Below are 17,367 nucleotides of genomic sequence, written 5' to 3' on the forward strand. Positions count from 1 at the left end.
GCTTGCACAAGTGTTCTTCACAGTATGGTCGTTGGAACATCACCGGATCACGTTCACCGTGGGGGGAGAGATACGGATGGTGCAGCACAGGGTGGGTTACGCACCCGGGGTGTACGACCTGTTCCACGTCGGGCACCTCAACATCCTGCGGCACGCCCGCAGTCAGTGCGACTACCTGGTCGCGGGGGTCGTGTCGGACGAGATGGCGGCCCTGGCCAAGGGGCACACGCCGATGATCCCGCTCCGCGAACGACTGGAGATCGTCCGCAGCGTGCGGTTCGTGGACGCCGCGTTCGTGGAGACCGTGCCGGACAAGGTCGAGACCTGGCAGCAGGTCCGGTTCGACGTGATCTTCAAGGGCGACGACTGGCGGGGCACCGAGAAGGGCCAGAAGCTGGAGCGCGACTTCGCCGAAGTGGGCGTGGAGGTCGTCTACTTCCCGTACACCGTGCACACGTCCAGCACCCAGCTGCGCCGGGCGCTGGACGTGCTCGTCAGCCGGCCCGGAGCGCTTTCAGCTCCCTGAACCACTTGGCGAGGAAGGCCGCCAGGAACAGCGTGTGCACCACCGCGAGCGCGGCGTACCCGGCGCGGAAGGCCCCGGGTGCGCCGAGCAGCAGGAACACCAGGCAGAACACGCCGTAGTCGGCGGGCAGCAGCGCCACGGCCCGCACCCGGGACACCCGCTCCGCGGGCGCCGCCCAGGACGGTCCCCGGGCGCTCGCCGCCGCCTTGCCCAGCTGTTCGCGCAGCAGCCCCGCGCAGAAGGTCACCACGGCGGCGAGCTGAAAGCCCAGTGGCAGCAACAGCCAAACTTCCGAGGGCAGTTCGCCGAAGCGGTAGAAGGAGATCAGGACGGCGGTGTGGACGAGCACCAGCTTCCCGCAGTCGACGACATGGTCCAGCCACTCCCCGTCCGGCCCGCCCCGCCCGGTGAGCCGGGCGAGCTGCCCGTCGGCGGAGTCGAAGGCGAAGCCGATCGCGAGCGCCGCGTAGACCAGCACGGCGAGCGTCCACGACGGCTCGACGAGCGCCACCGACGCCAGCGCACCGTAGGTGAACAGCGCACTGGTCAAAGTTACTTGATTGGGCGTCATCCCCGCCCGATGAGCCCCGGCCGCGAGCACCCGCCCGGCGGGCCGGTTCACGTACCGCGAGTAGAGCGAGACGCCCTTGGCGCTCTTCTGTGCGCCGCGCAATTCGCGCAGCACGGTGCCCGTGCTTCCCACTACGCCCCCCAGCGTCCGGCAGTGCCCGCATCATGGCACGCGGGCCCGGAGCCGTGGGGTGTTTGGCCGCGACGGAGTGCGAGTACGCGCTTACTTCCCGTCGGTGAGCTGCTCGTCGAGTTCGTCGAAGAGCAGCTCGCTGTGTTCGACCTGGCCGGTGCGGTACGCGGACCGGGCCACCAGGTGCGAGGCCACCGGCCCGGTGAGCATCTGGAAGAAGGCGATGAGGGCGAGGGTGGCGAGCTCCATGCCGCCACGCAGTCGCAGAGCGACCCCGGCCAGCACCAGGATCATGCCGAGGGTCTGCGGCTTGGTCGCCGCATGGCTGCGGGAGAGGACGTCGGGCAGCCGGAGCATGCCGATCACCCCGAGCAGACAGATCGCGGCGCCGACGAGGAGCAGCACGGCGCCGGCCGTGTCGACGATCTGAAGCCAGAGACTCACTGCGGGCCCTCCTGGGTGTCGCCGTGGTGCGGGTGGCGGGGCCTGCCGCGGGGCCGGTCCCGTACGGCGATGAAGCGGGCGATGCCCACCGAGCCGGTGAATCCGAGGAACGCCAGCACCAGCATGATCGGGAAGTAGAACGGGTCGCGCGCGAACGCCGACTTCGCGGCGAGCCCGGCGATGATCAGGGCGGCGCAGACGTCCAGCGAGATCGCCCGGTCCAGCATGGAAGGGCCGCGCCAGATCCGGGCCAGCAGCAGCGCCCCGGCGACGAGGATCAGCACGACGGCGGTGGTCAGCAGGATCCGGTCGACCTGTTCGGGTGCGGTCATGGTGCGGGCCTCCCGGCGGCGAGCTGGGGCGGTGGCGGGGGTTCGGCGACCCTCGCGATCTCGTCGGGGGTGCCGAAGGCCCGTACGGTCAGTTCCTCGATCCGCCAGACCTGGCGCCGGGCGGCTTCGAGCTCCTCGGGGCGGTCGGCGTCCAGGACGTGCAGGAAGACGGTGGCGGTGGCCCGGCGCACCTCGATGATGGAGCCGCCGGGGACGTTGGAGACGGCGACGGCGGTGGCGGCGAGCATCAGGTCGCTGCGGCAGCGCAGCGGGACGCCGATGACCGCGGCCCGGTGCGGCAGGCCGAAGAAGATCTGCCGGGTGACCTTCACCCCCGAGGTGTACATGTCGTGGAAGAGATAGCCGGCCAGGCACACGATGCCCCAGAAGTGGAGCCGCAGTCCGAGGTCGACCCGGGGCAGCGGGAAGGCGAGGCAGACGAGGACCGAGACGACCAGGCCGGTCAGGACGTTGGCCCAGGTGAGCGTCGACCAGAGCAGGACCCAGATGACGGTGAGCCAGGCGATCAGCGGCAGGTCGATCACCCGTCGGCGGCGGGTGCCGAACTCACAGCTCAACGGCGGCAGATCGGCGTTGCTGAACGAGAAGCGCAGAATGCGTCTCACCGTCCCAGCACCTCCTGGATGTAGGGGGTCCGCTGGAGGAGTTCGGCGGCCGTGCGGTCGGTGAAGGCGGTGAGCGGATCGGCGAACACGGTGAAGGCGAGGCCGATCGCGATGGTGGCGGCGGTGGCAGCGATCATCGGGGCGGGCAGTCGGCTGGTGGTGGTGACGGCTCGTCCGTGCAGGGTCGCGGCGACGGCCTGACCGGCGGGCGGGGGCGTGGCTCCGATGCCCTCGTCGCCGGTGCCGAACACCCCGTCCGGACCGGGGTCGCTGTCGTCGTCGCTGTCGTCGCCGGACTCCAGGACCGTGCCTGCGGCGGCCTGTCCGGGCGGGGCGGCCCGCCAGAAGGCGAGGTTCCAGACCTTGGCGACCACGTACAGCGTCAGCAGGCTGGTGGCGGCCGAGCCGGCCACCAGGACCCAGGCCCAGCCGCCGCCGTCGGCGACGCCCGCGCGCATCAGCCCGAGCTTGCCGATGAAGCCGGACAACGGCGGGACCCCGGCGAGGTTCATCGCCGGGACGAAGAACAGCAGGGCGAGCATCGGCGCCGCTCGGGCCATTCCGCCGAGCCGGGTCAGTTCCGTGGTGCCGCCCCGGCGTTCGATGAGCCCGGCGACGAGGAACAGCGTCGTCTGGACGGTGATGTGGTGGGCGACGTACACGATGGCCCCGCCGTACGCCTCGCGGGTGGCGAGGCCGATACCGAAGACCATGTAGCCGATGTGGCTGATCAGGGTGAAGGAGAGCAGCCGCTTGAGGTCGGTCTGGGCGACCGCGCCGAGGATGCCGATGACCATCGAGGCCAGGGCGATGGCCATCAGGAGGTCGCCGAGGCGGTTGCCGGGGAAGAGGAGGGTCTCGCTGCGCAGCATGCAGTAGACGCCGACCTTGGTGAGCAGTCCGGCGAAGACGGCGGTCACCGGGGCCGGGGCGGTCGGGTAGGAGTCGGGGAGCCAGGCGGCGAGCGGGAAGACGGCGGCCTTGATCGCGAAGACGGTCAGCAGCATCGCCTGGATCAGGGTCTGTACGCCGACGGGGAGGTCGGCCAGCCGCACCGCGAGCTGGCCGAAGTTGGCGGTGCCGGTGGCCGCGTACGTCATGGCGATGGCGGTGAGGAAGAGCATCGAGGAGAACAGCGAGATGATCACGTACGTGGAGCCCGCCCGCATCCGGGGTCCGGTGCCGCCGAGGGTGAGCAGGACGAAGCTGGCGACCAGCATGATCTCGAAGCCGACGTAGAGGTTGACGAGGTCGCCCGCGAGGAAGGTGCAGGAGACCCCGGCGACGAGGATCAGATAGGCGGGGTGGAAGACGGCGAGCGGGGTCTCCTTGTCCCGGTCGGTCATGCCCTGGCCGAGGGAGTAGACGAGCACGCAGAGCGTGACGGCCGAGGAGACCGTGAGCATCAGTCCGGACAGCCGGTCGGCGACCAGGGTGATGCCGAGCGGCGGGGCGAAGTCGCCGAGGTGGACGGAGAGCGGGCCCTGCCGGTCGGCGGCGACCATGAGGATCGCCGAGAGCGCGGTGACGGCGGTGAGCACGGCCACGCTGATGAAGCGCTGGAAGCGCCCCAGCCGGGTGCCGAAGGCCAGGCTCAGGCCGGTGGCGCACAGCGGCAGCAGCACCGGCAGCGGGACGAGCGCGTTCATCCGTCGGCTCCTCGGTCACGGGGGTAGCGGTCGTCCGCCTTGGCGTCGCCGTCGCGTGCGTAGTCCTCGGGGTCCGCGCCCAGCACGTCGTTCCACAGGTTGCCGGAGGCGTCGCGGCCCCGGGCCTGGCGGGCGCGGTCGGCGCGGAGCCGGTCGCGGAGCCGGCGGCGCTCCTCCCGGTAGCGTTCGCGCTCCTCGGCGGTGGGTTCGGCGCCCGACCGGAACTGCTCACGCAACTGGTCCCGTTCGCCGAGGACTTCGGCGCGCAGCACGATGCGCCGGTCCTCCAGGTCGTCGTGGACCTCGTCGGTGCCGGTGATCTGGTGGCTGCGGTAGGCCATGGCCAGCAGGAACGCGGTGGTGGCCAGGGTGATGACGATGGCGGTCAGCGCGATGGCCTGCGGCAGCGGGTCGGTGACCCGGCTGAGGGACACCCCGTACAGCAGCGGGGCGGCGCCGGCCCGGCCGGTGGAGGAGAGCACCAGCAGGTTGATGCCGTTGCTGAGGACGACGGCGCCGAGCAGGATGCGGGTCAGCGGGCGGGTGAGCATGAGGATGCCGCCGACGGCGCAGAGCACGACGGCGGTGGCGATGAGCGAAGCACTGACGATCATCGCCGGGGCCCTCCCGCCTCGGGGCCGCCGTCGGGGGTGAGGACGCCCGCCGCCCGTTCGATCTGCCGGTCGACCTTGGCGCCGAGGGCCCGCACGATGTCCAGGACGACGCCGAGGACCAGCAGATAGACGCCGAAGTCGAAGAGGACCGAGGTGCTCAGGTGGTATTTGCCGAAGACCGGCAGATGTCCGTAGTACGTGAACGCGTGCAGGACGGTGCCTTCCGCGAGTCCGATGAGGCCGACGCCGGTGGAGATGAAGAGGCCGAGTCCGGTGAAGAGTCCGGGCTGCAGGGGTGCCGCCTCGGCGAGTTCGAAGCGGCCGCCCGCCAGATAGCGGGTGATCAGGGCGACCCCGGCGACGAGTCCGGCGACGAAGCCGCCGCCGGGCAGGGACTCGGCGCAGAACAGCAGATAGACCGAGAGCACCAGGATCGGGTGGAACAGCAGCCGGGCCACCACTTCGAAGACGATCGAGCGGTGCTCGGGGGCGAGGGTGGCTCCGGCGGCCAGCCAGCTGCGTTCGGGGGCGGCCTCGTCGCCGACCGGCAGTCGGGAGGAGTGGTGCGCCGAGAGGGACCAGGCGGTGCGGCCCCGCAACTCCTCCTGGGCCATGGTGCCCTCGCTGCGGCGGTGCAGATAGATGAGGCTGGTGACACCGACCGCGGCGGCGGCGAGCACCGCGGACTCCCCCATCGTGTCCCAGGCGCGCAGGTCGACGAGGATCGTCGCGACGACGTCCTTGTACCCGTGGTCGGCGACCTCCTGGACCATGGCGGCGCCGGCCGGCGGGGCGGTGCGCGCGGCGGCGGCGACCCACATCCCGACGCCGACGGTGGCCGCCGCCGCGAGGGCGACGGGGACGCGGGTGGCCCGCCGCCAGGTGCTCACGGTCTCCTGGAAGTGGACGGGCATCCGGCGCAGCACCAGCACGAACACGATCATCGCGACGGTCTCCATGCAGAACTGGGTGAGCGCCAGGTCGGGCGCTCCCTGGACGACGAAGAGCAGCGCGGTGCCGTATCCGGTCAGCCCGGCCAGGACGACGGCCTTCATGCGCCGGCGCACCGTCAGACAGAGCAGAGCGGCGGCACAGGTCAGGGCGGCGACCGCGCCCTGGAGCGGGTTGTCCCAGACCCGGGGGCGTACGGCCCCGTCCCAGGGGGTGTCGACCAGGAGGACGGCGAGCTGGCCGCCGAGCATGACGAGCAGGGTGGTGGCCAGGTACACCGAGAGCGAGCCTCGCTGGATGAAGCCGGTGACCTGCAGGGCGAGACGTTCCTGCCCGAGCAGCAGATGGCCGAAGACGCTGTCGGCGGTGGGCCAGGCGATCCGCCGCGAGAGCCGGTTGACCCGGGCGCGCCCGAGGAAGAGCACGGTGCCCGCGGCCCAGGCGAGCGCCGACAGGAGCAGCGCGAGGCCGAATCCGTGCCAGAGGGCGAGGTGGTACGGGTCCGGTTCGGGCGGGAACGTGTCGGCGTACGCGCCCAGCAGCCGGTCGGTCCAGCCGACGCCGGGGCCGAGGACCAGGCCGAGGACGGCGAGCAGGGCGGGCGGTGCGAGGAAGGCCCGGCCGACGGAGTGGACGGGGGTGTCGGGGACGCCGCGCTTGCGGGCGAACGCGCCCCAGACGAACCGCAGGGTGTACGCGGTGGTCAGCGCGGAGCCCGCGACGACGACGCCCAGCGCCCACCGGTCGGCGGCGGAGCCGTGCAGCAGGGCCTCGAACGCGGCCTCCTTCGCGGCGAAACCGAGCAGCGGCGGCAGGGCGGCCATGGAGGCGGCGGCGAGTACGGCGACCCCGGCGACGTACGGCAGCGAGCGGCCGACCCCGGAGAGCTCCCGCAGATCACGGGTGCCGGCGGCGTGGTCGACGATGCCGGTGACGAGGAACAGCGGGGCCTTGAAGAGGGCGTGTCCGAGGATCATCGCGACGGCGGCGAGCGCGGCGTTGCGGTTGCCGGTCCCGGCGAGCAGGGTGAGGAAGCCGAGCTGGCTGACGGTCCCGTAGGCCAGGACGAGCTTGAGGTCGTTCAGGCGCAGCGCCCGCCAGCCGCCGAGCAGCATGGTCGCGCCGCCCAGGACGATGACGACGGGTTTCCAGACGGGGACGTCGGCGAAGGCGGGGGCGAGCCGGGCGACCAGGTACACCCCGGCCTTGACCATCGCGGCGGCGTGCAGATAGGCGCTGACGGGGGTCGGCGCCGCCATGGCGTTGGGCAGCCACATGGAGAACGGCCAGATCGCGGACTTCGACAGGGCCCCGCAGAGCACCAGGACGACGGCGATCGACACGGCGAGCGTCGTCTCGGGCGGATCGGCGAGGATCGCGGAGATCCGGTAGGTGCCCGCCGCCTGGCCGAGGATCAGGAAGCCGACGAGCATGGCGAGGCCGCCGAAGGTGGTGACGACGAGAGCCTGGAGGGCGGAGCGGCGGCTGTGCCGGTGTTCGCTGCCGTGGCCGATCAGCAGATAGGAGAAGACCGTGGTCAGCTCCCAGAACACATAGAGCGTGATCAGGTCGTCGGCGAGGACCAGGGCGAGCATCGCCCCGGCGAAGGCGAGGAGGTTTCCGGCGAAGCGGCCCAGTTGCGGGGTGTCGTCGGTGAAGTAGGAGGCGCAGTAGAGCAGGACGAGTGCGCCGACCCCGGCGGCGAGCAGCACCATCAGCTCGGACAGCGCGTCCAGGCGGAGGCCGAGGGCGACCCCGTAGTCCGGGATCCACTCCCAGGTCCAGGTGTCCGCGGCTCCGGAGGCGGCGGTGCTCCAGCGGGTGAAGGCCCAGACGGTCGCGGCGGCCGGGGGCAGCGCGAGCACGACGAAGGCCCGTCGGCCGAGCCGGTGCACCAGCGGGCCCGCGCAGGCCGCCAGCGCGAAGTGGGCGACGATGAGCGCGATCACAGCGGGGTGTCCGGGTCGGGCGGCGGGGCATCCGGAATAAAGGGCACTAAATACAGATATATCCCTCAGTCCGGTTCACCCGACCGGCGCGCCGCGCACCTCCCGGCCGCTGTGTCCGGGGCCCGGTCGCGCGGACCGGCTCAGCCGTGCTTGGCGCAGGGGCCGCTGTGGTCGCAGTACGGCGTGTTGCCGGTGGCGCCGCAGCCGCAGAGCATCACCCGGGTCTCGTGGCGGGGGCCGTACGGGGTGGCGACTTCGAGGTCGCCACGCAGGTGGAGCACCCCGTCGGCGTGCAGCGACACATGGGTGGGGACGTCGGGGACCTCGTCGGGCATGCCGTCGGTGCGGTGGTACTGGAGGGCGCCGCTCGGGCAGCGGTGGATGACGTCGGCGACCTCGTCGGCGGAGGCGTTGTCGGGCTGGACCCACGGGCGGCGGCCGACGTCGAAGACGGCGGGGAGCCCGCTCACGCACTCGGCGGCGTGCAGACAGCGGTGCGCGTCGAAGCCCACGACGATGCCCTCGCCGTCGTAGGACCGGGCGGCGGGGCGCGGGGGCGGCTGGCTGGGCACCGCTGACTCTCCTGGGCGGGTCGGTATCCGGACCCGTTCAGCCTCACCCCGCCGCCGCGCCGCCGCCACTCGGGGGCCGGGGCCTCACGGCAGGACCGCGACCCCGTCGATCTCGACCATCGCCTGCTCGTCCCAGAGCCGGGCCACCCCGATGACCGCCATCGCCGGGTAGTCGCGCCCCGCGAGCCTGCGCCAGATCCGGCCCAGCTCGGCCGCGTGAGAGCGGTAGTCGGCGACGTCGGTGGCGTAGACGGTGACCCGGGCGAGGTCGGCGGGGGCGCCGCCGGCCGCGTGGAGGGCGGTGAGCAGATTGCCCAGTGCGACGGCGAACTGGTCGGGCAGCGTGGCCCCGACGACCTTGCCGTCCGCGTCGAGCGCGGTCTGCCCGGCGAGGAAGACCAGATGCCCGCCGGTGGCGACGACGGCGTGCGAGAAGCCGGTGGGCGGGGGGAGTTCGGCCGGGTTGATCCGGTGGGACGGACTCATGCGGGCGGCTCCTGGGTCGGGGACGCGGGCTGCTGGGCGGGGGGTTCAGGCGCTGGGGCGGGCGGTTCGTGGGGGCCGGGCCGCTGTGCGGCGTTCGCGTACAGCTCCTTGGCGATGATGGTGCGCTGCACCTCGCTGGCGCCCTCGTAGATGCGCGGCGCGCGGACCTCGCGGTAGAGGTGTTCGAGCAGATGGCCCCGGCGCAGGGCCCGGGCGCCGTGCAGTTGGACGGCGGCGTCGACGACGTACTGCGCGGTCTCGGTGGCGTACAGCTTGGCCATCGCCGCGCGGCGCGGCACCCCGCTCTCCCCCGCGTCGTACGCGGCGGCCGCCGCGTACACCAACAGGCGGGCCGCCTCGGTGCGGGTGGCCATCTCGGCGACCTGGTGCGAGACGGCCTGGAGGTCGCTCAGCGGACCGCCGAACGCGGTGCGGTGGGCGGTGTGCTCCAGGGTCGCGTCGAGGGCGGCGCGGGCCATCCCGACGGCGAAGGCCCCGACGCTGGGCCGGAAGAGGTTGAGGGTGTTCATGGCGACCCGGAAGCCCCGGTCGGGCTCGCCGAGGACGTCGTCGGCGGTGACCGGTACGCCGTCGAACTCCAGGGTGCCGATGGGGTGCGGGGAGAGCATGTCGAGGGCGGAGCCGGTGAGTCCTGGCCGGTCGGACGGGACCAGGAACGCGGTGATGCCCCGGGAGCCCGCGCCGGGGGTCGTCCGGGCGAAGACCACGGCGAAGTCGGCCTCGGGGGCGTTGGAGATCCAGCACTTCTCGCCCGTGAGCGCCCAGCCGGCCGGGGTGTGCTCGGCGGCCAGGCTCAGGGCCGCCGCGTCGGAGCCCGCGCCCGGCTCGCTCAGCGCGAACGCGGCGACGGCCCGCCCGGCCCGGACCTCGGGGAGCCAGCGCTCGCGGTGGGCGGGGGTGCCCGCCTGGACGATCGGGGTGGTGCCGAGCCCCTGGAGGGCGAGCGCGGTCTCGGCCTCGGTGCAGCCCCGGGCCAGGGACTCGCGGAGCAGGCACAGATCAAGAGCCCCGGAGCCGAACATCCGTTCCAGCAGGCCCAGCTCGCCCAGGGCGGCCAGCAGCGGGCGGTTGACGTGGCCGGGCTCGCCCTTCTCCGCCAGTGGTCGCAGCTCCTGTGCGGCGAGGGTGCGCAGCTCCTCGCACCAGGCGGTTTGTTCCGGTTCGAGGGAGAATGCCGTCATGGCGGCGCCTCTCTTGTCGCGTCGTTTCGCGCGTCCTGTCGCGTCGCGCGGCAGCTCGTCGCGTTGCATCGCACGTCATGCCCTTGTGCACCGCACGTCATGTCTCATCGCGGACCGTTGGCTCATGTCTTATCGCGGACCGTTGACTACCGTCACCCAAACGATACGCTCCAGAGGCGACAAGGGGGCGATCCTTCATGGAGCCGAATTCCTCGCCGAACACGCCCACAGCCGCCGCCGACGCGTCCGTACGCGTCCCCGGCGCGCCTCACGAGCCGGCCGGTCGCGCCACCGGCGCCCACATCGACACCTTCGCGCGCGACCATCTCCCACCGCCGGACCAGTGGCCGGAACTCCTCCTGGACGATCCGGCGCCGCACTACCCCGACCGGCTGAACTGCGGGCACGAACTGCTGGACCGCACCGTCGAGGAGTACGGCGCCGACCGCCCCGCCCTGCGTTCCGGCGACGGAACCGTCTGGAGCTACGGCGCACTGCGGGAGACCGTGGACCGCGTCGCCCATGTGCTGACGGAGGACCTGGGCGTCGTACCGGGCAACCGGGTGCTGCTGCGCGGGCCGACCACGCCCTGGCTGGCCGCCTGCTGGCTCGCCGTCATGAAGGCGGGCGCGATCGCCGTCACCGTACTGGCGCAGGCCCGCGCGAGTGAGCTGGCCACCATCTGCTCACTGGCGCGGATCAGCCACGCCCTGTGCGACGCCCGGTCGACGGCGGATCTGACGGAGGCGGACGTGGCCGGTCTGCGGGTCACCGTGTTCGGCGGGGACGGAACCGCGGACCTCACCCGACTGGCCGCCGCGCACTCCGGCTCCGGCCCGTACCGCGCGGTGGACACGGCCGCCGACGAGGTCGCGCTCATCGCGTTCACCTCGGGTACGACCGGGCGCCCCAAGGGCTGTATGCACCTCCACCGGGACCTGCTGGCCATCGCCGACACCTTCTCCGCCCAGGTGCTGCGGCCCTCGGCCGACGACGTGTTCACGGGCAGCCCGCCGCTGGGCTTCACCTTCGGCCTGGGCGGGCTGCTGGTCTTCCCGCTGCGGGCCGGGGCGTCCACGCTGCTGCTGGAACAGGCGGGCCCGAAGCAACTGCTGCCCGCGCTGGCCCGGCACCGGGTCTCGGTGCTGTTCACCGCGCCGACGGCCTACCGCACGATGCTCGGTCAGCTGAACGGCCACGACCTCTCGGCGCTGCGCCGCTGTGTGTCGGCCGGGGAGAACCTCCCGGCGGCGACCTGGCAGGCCTGGTACGAGGCGACGGGGCTGCGCATCATCAACGGCATCGGCGCCACCGAACTGCTGCACATCTTCATCTCGGCGGCCGATGACGCGATCCGGCCGGGCATGACGGGGGTGCCCGTGCCGGGCTGGCAGGCCCGGGTGGTGGACGAACACGGCGACGAACTGCCCGACGGCGAGGCGGGCCTGCTCGCCGTGCGCGGCCCGGTCGGCTGCCGCTATCTCGCCGACCCCCGGCAGACGGAGTACGTCCGACACGGCTGGAATCTGACCGGCGACACCTTCGTCCGTGAACCGGACGGCTACTTCCGCTACGTGGCCCGCGCCGACGACATGATCATCTCCTCCGGCTACAACATCGCGGGCCCCGAGGTGGAGGACGCCCTGCTGCGCCATCCGGAGGTCGCGGAGGCCGCCGTGGTGGGCCGGGCGGACGAACTGCGCGGCGAGATCGTGGTGGCGCATGTGGTCCTGACGGAGGGCTCCAAGCAGACGGCCGACTCGCTGCGCGCCCATATGAAGGCCCATCTGGCCCCGCACAAGTGCCCGCGCGTCTTCGTGTTCGAGGAGTCGCTGCCACGCACCGCGACCGGCAAACTCCAGCGGTTCCTGCTCCGGGAAGACACCCCCTAGAGTGATCACGTGGCCGAGCTGCGCACCCCCCGCTCCCTGATCATCACGCTCTACGGCGCCTACGGCCGTCCGGCGGACGGTTCGCCGTTCGCGGTGTCGGAGCTGATCCGCCTGCTGCACGCGGTGGGCGTCGACGCCCCGTCCGTACGGTCCTGCGTCTCGCGGCTGAAGCGGCGCGGGCTGCTGGTGGCCGCCCGGGCCGGGGACGGCTCGGCGGGCTACGCGCTGTCGCCGGACGCCCGGCAGCTGCTGGACGACGGCGACCGGCGGATCTACCGGCACCCCGCACCACGGCTCGCCGACGGCTGGGTGCTCGCGGTGTTCTCCGTGCCCGAGGCGGAGCGCAGCAAGCGCCATCTGCTGCGCTCCCGGCTGGCCCGCCTCGGCTTCGGCACGGCCGCGCCCGGGGTGTGGATCGCCCCGGCCGGTCTGTACGAGGAGACCCGGCACACCCTGGAACGGCTCGAACTCGCCCCGTACGTCGATCTGTTCCGCGGCGAGCACCTCGGCTTCGCCGCCACCCGCGAGGCGGTCGCCCGCTGGTGGGACCTGGGTGCGGTGGCTCGCCTGCACCACGACTTCCTGGAACTGCACGAGCCGGTGCTGCGGGACTGGGAGGCGGCCGGGGACGCCGACGACGAACCCCGCCCGCAGACCGCCTACCGGGACTATCTGCTGGCGCTGGACTCCTGGCGGCAACTCCCGTACGCGGACCCGGGTCTGCCGCCGGAGCTGCTGCCCGCGGACTGGCCGGGCGGCCGGTCGGCGGAGGTGTTCGGCCGGCTGCACGAGCGGCTGCGGGACGCCGGGGAGCTCTTCGTGAGGGAGTGAGGGCGAGGCAGCCCTCACGCGTGGAACGGACGAGCGCGTCGGCTGTCAGACGCGGACCAGCTCGGCAGCGCCGAAGGAGACGTTGAACCGGTCGCACCAGATACTGACGCTGGTGAAGTCCGCCGGGTCGAGGCCGGCGGGCAGCCGGTAGTTGTGGGATCCCTTGTTGCCCTTCAGCTCGCCGAGGCTCTCATGGAGCCCGTCATCGAAGACGAACCACCCGGCCCGCCCCTCCTTCACCGGTGCATCGGTCAGCCACACCCTGAGATCCGGGCCGTTGCTGGTGTCGAGGTTCTCCAGCCTCACGATGTGCGAACCGTCGGCGAGCCGCAGCAACTCCACCGTGCCGGAGGTGGCGTGCTCATGGCTGATCAGATCGCCGGAGGCCACGGTCACCGGCGCGGCCCGTTCGGGGCCGGGAGCCTTCTGCGGCGTCGCCGACCGGCCCGCGGAGGTGTCAGCGGACTCCGCGGCCGTCACTTCGGGCAGGGCTTCCTGAACGGTGTCGTCCTGCCAGAGTGTCCACGGCTTGAACCAGTAGAGCCCCACCCCCACCAGTGCCACGGCCACCACAAGAGCCCCTGCGACCATCGGCCGCGTCAGCATTCCCCGCACCCGCCCCATCCTGTGCCCCTCCGCTCATCTGGGCCGGTCAGCTCCACCGGCTCCGGACTCCCATTCAATACGGCCGGCCCCGCCCGCGGCGATCACTTCCACATGACGAGAGTCTTACGGCAACGCCGCCGCCGACCGCGGGACGGGACGCCGGGGAGCTGTTCGCACGGGGTGGGGCCGCAGCGGAGGGAAATCCGGGTGCCCCGGCCGCCCGCCCCCGGGCAGGATGAGGCATGACCTGGACCTTCACCGACGATGTCGACAGGTTCCTCGCCTCGGCCGGCGCCTCGCTCGCCGCGCGGCCGGTCGAGCACACGGTGGCGCTGACGGTCACCGAGCGGCTGAAGCGTTCCGGCGCACATCACTTCGGTGCGGGCGATCCCGTGCTCGGCTGGTGGCGCGGGGCCTTTCGTTTGGATCAGGCTGGATCAGGGAGCGGGGGCCGGTGCGTGCAGCTGCAAGGCGGAGGAGGGAGTCACTGCGGAGCATCGGCGACTGACGACAACGCCGCAGATGTGTGTGCCGGCCCCCGCGAGCCCGGCCTGATCCAAACGAAAGGCCCCAGGTGCGGGGGTTCGCCGACGCCACCCCGCGGTCGCGGGAGGAGGCCGAGGAGCTGGCCGGCCTGCTGGAGCGGCTCGCCGCCGGATACCGCGAGGGCCACCACGGCGCGCCGCACCGCGCCTCTGTCACACGTGCCTGGTCAGCCCAGCGTGAGCCGGGGCTTCGGTGCGTCGGTGCGGCCGGTGGGCGGGGTGCGGCTGCCCGCGCCGTACGGGAGCGGCCAGGGCGCGCCCGGTCCGCCGTAGCCCTGTTCGGCCGCCGCGTGGAGGGTCCAGTGCGGGTCGTACAGATGGGGGCGGGCCAGGGCACAGAGGTCGGCGCGGCCCGCCAGGAGCAGGGAGTTGACGTCGTCCCAGGAGGAGATCGCGCCGACCGCGATGACGGGGACGTCCACGGTGTTGCGGATCCGGTCGGCGTACGGGGTCTGGTAGGAGCGGCCGTACTCGGGGCGCTCCTCGGGCACTACCTGGCCGGTGGAGACGTCGATGGCGTCGGCCCCGTGCTCGGCGAAGGCGCGGGCGATCGTGATGGCGTCGGCCGCTCCGGTGCCGCCCTCGGCCCAGTCGGTGGCGGAGATCCGGACGGTCATCGGCCGTTCCTGCGGCCAGACTTCGCGCACGGCGTCGAAGACTTCGAGGGGGAAGCGGAGCCGGTCCGCCAGTGATCCGCCGTAGGCGTCGGTGCGGTGGTTGGTGAGCGGGGAGAGGAAGCCGGAGAGCAGATAGCCGTGGGCGCAGTGGAGTTCGAGGAGGTCGAAGCCGCTGCTCGCGGCGCGCCGGGCCGCCGCCACGAACTGCTCACGGACGGCGTCCAGTCCGGCCCGGTCCAGCTCCGCCGGGACCTGGTTGACGCCGGGCACGTACGGGAGCGAAGAGGCGGCCTTCAGGGGCCAGTTGCCGCTCTCCAGGGGCTGGTCGATGCCCTCCCACATCAGCTTGGTGGAGCCCTTGCGGCCGGAGTGGCCGAGCTGGACGCCGATGGCGGTGCCGGGCGCCGAGGTGTGGACGAAGTCGGTGATCCGCCGCCAGGCGGTGGCCTGTTCGTCGGCCCACAGACCGGTGCAGCCGGGTGTGATGCGGCCCTCGGGGCTGACGCAGACCATCTCCGTCATGATGAGCCCGGCGCCGCCGAGCGCGCGGGCGCCGAGGTGGACGAGGTGGAAGTCGCCCGGGAGTCCGTCGGTGGCCGAGTACATGTCCATGGGCGAGACGACGACGCGGTTGCGCAGCTCCAGGCCGCGCAGCCGCAGCGGGGTGAACATCGGCGGGGTGCCGGGCGGGCAGCCGAACTCCTCCTCCACGGCGGCGGTGAACGAGGCGTCGCGCAGCCGCAGGTTGTCGTGGGTGACCCGGCGGCTGCGGGTGAGCAGGTTGAACGCGAAGCGCCGGGGCGGCTGTTCCACATAGGTGGCCAGCTCCTCGAACCAGCGCAGGCTGGCGGCCGCGGCGCGCTGGGTGGAGGCGACGACCGGGCGGCGCTCGGCCTCGTACGCGGCCAGCGCCGCCGGCAGGTCCGGCTGTTCCTCGACGCAGGCGGCCAGCGCCAGGGCGTCCTCGACGGCGAGCTTGGTGCCGGAGCCGATCGAGAAGTGGGCGGTGTGGGCCGCGTCGCCGATGAGCACCGTGTTGCCCTGGGACCAGCGGGAGTTGCTGACCGTACGGAAGGCGAGCCAGGAGGACCGGTTGCCGTGGAGGGGGCGGCCGTCCAGGGCCTCGGTGAAGAACTTGGCGCAGCGGGCGGTGGATTCGGCCGCGTCACAGGTGTCGAGCCCGGCGGCGCGCCATACCTCCTCGCGCATCTCGACGATGACGGTGGAGGCGTCCGCCGCGTACGGGTAGCCGTGCAACTGCATGACGCCGTACGGGGTTTCGGCGATCTCGAAGCGGAAGGCGTCGAGCGCGAAGTCGGCGGCGAGCCAGATGTAGCGGTTGCGGTGCCCGGTGATGCTGGGGCCGAAGGCGTCGGCGTGCGCGGCGCGGGTGGCGCTGTGCACCCCGTCGGCGGCGATGACCAGGTCGTGGTGGGCGGCCAGCTCGGCGGCGGGCGGGGCCACGGTGCGGAAGCGGAGGTCGACGCCGAGGCCGGCGCAGCGTTCGTGCAGGATCTCCAGGAGCCTGCGGCGGCCGAGGGCGGCGAAGCCGTGACCGCCGGAGGTGTGGGTGCGGCCGCGGTGGACGATGTCGATGGTGTCCCAGCGGACGAACTCGCGGCTCAGCGCCCGGTAGACCTCGGGGTCGGCGTGTTCGATGCCGCCGAGGGTCTCGTCGGAGAGGACGACGCCGAAGCCGAAGGTGTCGTCGGGGGCGTTGCGCTCGAAGACGGTGACCTCGCGGTCCGGGTCGAGGCGCTTGAGGAGGGCCGCGGCGTAGAGCCCGCCGGGGCCGCCGCCGATGACCGCGATGCGCCGCACGCGGTCCGGCACGGCGGCGTCCGGGCGCCGGGTCGCTCCTGGGGCCGGCACGGCTACCGCCCCTGCCACTTCGGCGGCCGCTTCTCGGTGAAGGCGGCGTGGAACTCGGCGTAGTCCTCGCCGTGCATCAGGAGGGCCTGGGTGTTGGCGTCCAGCTCGACGGAGGCGGCCAGCGGCATGTCCAGCTCGGCGGTGAGCAGGGCCTTGGTCTGGGCGAGGGCGAGGGCGGGGCCGTCGGCGAGGCGGCGGGCCAGCTCGGCGGCGCGCTCGTCGGCCTTTCCCTCCTCGGCCAGCTCGCTGATCAGGCCGATGCGCTCCGCCTCGGGGGCGCGGACGGCATCCCCGAGCATCAGGAGCCGGGTGGCGTGGCCGAGGCCGACGACCCGGGGCAGCAGATAGGCCGCGCCCATGTCGCCGCCGGAGAGGCCGACCCGGGTGAAGAGGAAGGCGAAGCGGGCCGAGGGGTCGGCGACCCGGAAGTCGGCGGCGAGGGCCAGGACGGCGCCGGCGCCCGCCGCGACCCCGTGGACGGCGGCGACGACGGGGAAGGGGCACTCCCGCAGGGCTCGGACGACCTGCCCGGTCATCCGGTTGAAGTCGAGGAGCTGGGCGGTGTCCATGGCCAGGGTGGCGCCGATGATCTCGTCCACGTCTCCGCCGGAGCAGAAGCCGCGCCCCTCACCGGCGAGGACGAGGGCGCGGACGGAACGTTCCCGGGAGAGTTCGGCGAGGAGGTCGCGCAGATCCGCGTAGGCGCCGAAGGTGAGCGCGTTGAGCTTCTCGGGCCGGTCGAATGTGACGGTCACCACACCGTCGTCCCGGGTCAGCCGCAGATATCGCCATTCCTCGGTGCTCGGGGCGGAGCTGGGAAACGGGCTCATGGAGGGGTCCCCTTCAGCGATCGGGCTGGTGCCGGCCGTGCGCGGGTCGCGTTCCGCCTCCGAAGTTATCACTCATACGTGACTGCCGTCACGAGGTCGCAATACTGCATCCATGAGACT

16 protein-coding genes are annotated in these 17,367 nt (G+C 72.6%); 3 read left to right on the forward strand and 13 right to left on the reverse strand.

Going from position 1 to position 17,367, the window contains the following annotated elements; all coding sequences use genetic code 11:
• Positions 1-76 precede the first annotated feature (76 nt).
• On the forward strand, positions 77-526 hold the full coding sequence (locus AC0VY3_RS24485) for an FAD synthase family protein (protein WP_030079843.1): 450 nt from the start codon (positions 77-79) through the stop codon (positions 524-526).
• On the opposite strand, the gene AC0VY3_RS24490 is transcribed toward AC0VY3_RS24485, so the two are convergent.
• The 10 genes from AC0VY3_RS24490 to AC0VY3_RS24535 form a co-directional block, all read right to left on the reverse strand.
• The gene (locus tag AC0VY3_RS24490) at positions 495-1,229 is read right to left on the reverse strand and encodes a CDP-alcohol phosphatidyltransferase family protein (protein WP_475550605.1); all 735 of its coding nucleotides are present in this window, start codon (positions 1,227-1,229) and stop codon (positions 495-497) included. The two genes, AC0VY3_RS24485 and AC0VY3_RS24490, sit on opposite strands and share 32 nt — an antisense overlap.
• A gap of 90 nt (positions 1,230-1,319) precedes the next feature.
• Positions 1,320-1,673, reverse strand: a complete 354-nt coding sequence (gene mnhG / locus AC0VY3_RS24495; RefSeq protein ID WP_103509289.1) for a monovalent cation/H(+) antiporter subunit G — start codon at positions 1,671-1,673, stop codon at positions 1,320-1,322.
• Positions 1,670-2,005, reverse strand: a complete 336-nt coding sequence (locus tag AC0VY3_RS24500) for an MrpF/PhaF family protein (RefSeq protein ID WP_103509290.1) — start codon at positions 2,003-2,005, stop codon at positions 1,670-1,672. The genes mnhG and AC0VY3_RS24500 overlap by 4 nt, the downstream gene beginning before the upstream one ends.
• A complete protein-coding gene (locus tag AC0VY3_RS24505) occupies positions 2,002-2,631 on the reverse strand; it encodes a Na+/H+ antiporter subunit E (RefSeq protein WP_103509291.1) in 630 nt (209 codons plus the stop codon). The genes AC0VY3_RS24500 and AC0VY3_RS24505 overlap by 4 nt, the downstream gene beginning before the upstream one ends.
• Complete coding sequence (locus AC0VY3_RS24510) at positions 2,628-4,280, reverse strand: Na+/H+ antiporter subunit D (RefSeq protein ID WP_475550606.1); 1,653 nt, start codon at positions 4,278-4,280, stop codon at positions 2,628-2,630. The genes AC0VY3_RS24505 and AC0VY3_RS24510 overlap by 4 nt, the downstream gene beginning before the upstream one ends.
• The gene (locus AC0VY3_RS24515) at positions 4,277-4,894 is read right to left on the reverse strand and encodes a Na(+)/H(+) antiporter subunit C (RefSeq protein ID WP_103509293.1); all 618 of its coding nucleotides are present in this window, start codon (positions 4,892-4,894) and stop codon (positions 4,277-4,279) included. The genes AC0VY3_RS24510 and AC0VY3_RS24515 overlap by 4 nt, the downstream gene beginning before the upstream one ends.
• Positions 4,891-7,794, reverse strand: coding sequence for a Na+/H+ antiporter subunit A (locus AC0VY3_RS24520; protein WP_475550607.1), 2,904 nt, complete (start codon positions 7,792-7,794; stop codon positions 4,891-4,893). Before AC0VY3_RS24520 ends, AC0VY3_RS24515 begins: the two co-directional genes overlap by 4 nt.
• A 140-nt stretch (positions 7,795-7,934) precedes the next feature.
• Entirely contained in the window at positions 7,935-8,366 is a 432-nt protein-coding gene (locus AC0VY3_RS24525) for a (4Fe-4S)-binding protein (RefSeq protein WP_103509295.1), read from the reverse strand.
• 84 nt (positions 8,367-8,450) lie between these two features.
• The gene (locus AC0VY3_RS24530) at positions 8,451-8,852 is read right to left on the reverse strand and encodes a RidA family protein (RefSeq protein WP_475550608.1); all 402 of its coding nucleotides are present in this window, start codon (positions 8,850-8,852) and stop codon (positions 8,451-8,453) included.
• On the reverse strand, positions 8,849-10,054 hold the full coding sequence (locus AC0VY3_RS24535; RefSeq protein ID WP_381793769.1) for an acyl-CoA dehydrogenase family protein: 1,206 nt from the start codon (positions 10,052-10,054) through the stop codon (positions 8,849-8,851). Before AC0VY3_RS24535 ends, AC0VY3_RS24530 begins: the two co-directional genes overlap by 4 nt.
• A 197-nt stretch (positions 10,055-10,251) precedes the next feature.
• On the opposite strand from AC0VY3_RS24535, the gene AC0VY3_RS24540 reads away from it, so the two are divergent.
• Positions 10,252-11,946, forward strand: coding sequence for an AMP-binding protein (locus tag AC0VY3_RS24540; RefSeq protein ID WP_242742806.1), 1,695 nt, complete (start codon positions 10,252-10,254; stop codon positions 11,944-11,946).
• Positions 11,947-11,955: 9 nt separating this feature from the next.
• Positions 11,956-12,777 carry a PaaX family transcriptional regulator gene (locus tag AC0VY3_RS24545; protein ID WP_103509299.1) on the forward strand — a complete coding sequence of 274 codons (822 nt, stop codon included), beginning with the start codon at positions 11,956-11,958 and terminating at the stop codon, positions 12,775-12,777.
• Between the two features lie 45 nt (positions 12,778-12,822).
• Here AC0VY3_RS24545 and AC0VY3_RS24550 read toward each other — a convergent pair whose 3' ends face one another.
• From AC0VY3_RS24550 to AC0VY3_RS24560, 3 genes are all read right to left on the reverse strand, one after another.
• Complete coding sequence (locus AC0VY3_RS24550; RefSeq protein ID WP_103509300.1) at positions 12,823-13,401, reverse strand: DM13 domain-containing protein; 579 nt, start codon at positions 13,399-13,401, stop codon at positions 12,823-12,825.
• Between the two features lie 694 nt (positions 13,402-14,095).
• Positions 14,096-16,417, reverse strand: coding sequence for a bifunctional salicylyl-CoA 5-hydroxylase/oxidoreductase (locus tag AC0VY3_RS24555; protein ID WP_475550609.1), 2,322 nt, complete (start codon positions 16,415-16,417; stop codon positions 14,096-14,098).
• A 2-nt stretch (positions 16,418-16,419) separates the two neighbouring features.
• A complete protein-coding gene (locus AC0VY3_RS24560) occupies positions 16,420-17,247 on the reverse strand; it encodes an enoyl-CoA hydratase family protein (protein WP_103509302.1) in 828 nt (275 codons plus the stop codon).
• Positions 17,248-17,367 lie beyond the last annotated feature (120 nt).

The sequence above is a fragment of the Streptomyces sp. iso_384 genome, from assembly GCF_056172905.1.

What these genes read in the sequence shown, in the direction of transcription:
- AC0VY3_RS24485 (WP_030079843.1), top strand. Translation starts at nt 77, where the DNA reads ATGGTGCAGCACAGGGTGGGTTACGCACCCGGGGTGTACGACCTGTTC.
- AC0VY3_RS24500 (WP_103509290.1), bottom strand. Translation starts at nt 2,005, where the DNA reads ATGACCGCACCCGAACAGGTCGACCGGATCCTGCTGACCACCGCCGTC.
- AC0VY3_RS24510 (WP_475550606.1), bottom strand. Translation starts at nt 4,280, where the DNA reads ATGAACGCGCTCGTCCCGCTGCCGGTGCTGCTGCCGCTGTGCGCCACC.
- AC0VY3_RS24515 (WP_103509293.1), bottom strand. Translation starts at nt 4,894, where the DNA reads ATGATCGTCAGTGCTTCGCTCATCGCCACCGCCGTCGTGCTCTGCGCC.
- AC0VY3_RS24530 (WP_475550608.1), bottom strand. Translation starts at nt 8,852, where the DNA reads ATGAGTCCGTCCCACCGGATCAACCCGGCCGAACTCCCCCCGCCCACC.
- AC0VY3_RS24535 (WP_381793769.1), bottom strand. Translation starts at nt 10,054, where the DNA reads ATGACGGCATTCTCCCTCGAACCGGAACAAACCGCCTGGTGCGAGGAG.
- AC0VY3_RS24540 (WP_242742806.1), top strand. Translation starts at nt 10,252, where the DNA reads ATGGAGCCGAATTCCTCGCCGAACACGCCCACAGCCGCCGCCGACGCG.
- AC0VY3_RS24550 (WP_103509300.1), bottom strand. Translation starts at nt 13,401, where the DNA reads ATGGGGCGGGTGCGGGGAATGCTGACGCGGCCGATGGTCGCAGGGGCT.
- AC0VY3_RS24560 (WP_103509302.1), bottom strand. Translation starts at nt 17,247, where the DNA reads ATGAGCCCGTTTCCCAGCTCCGCCCCGAGCACCGAGGAATGGCGATAT.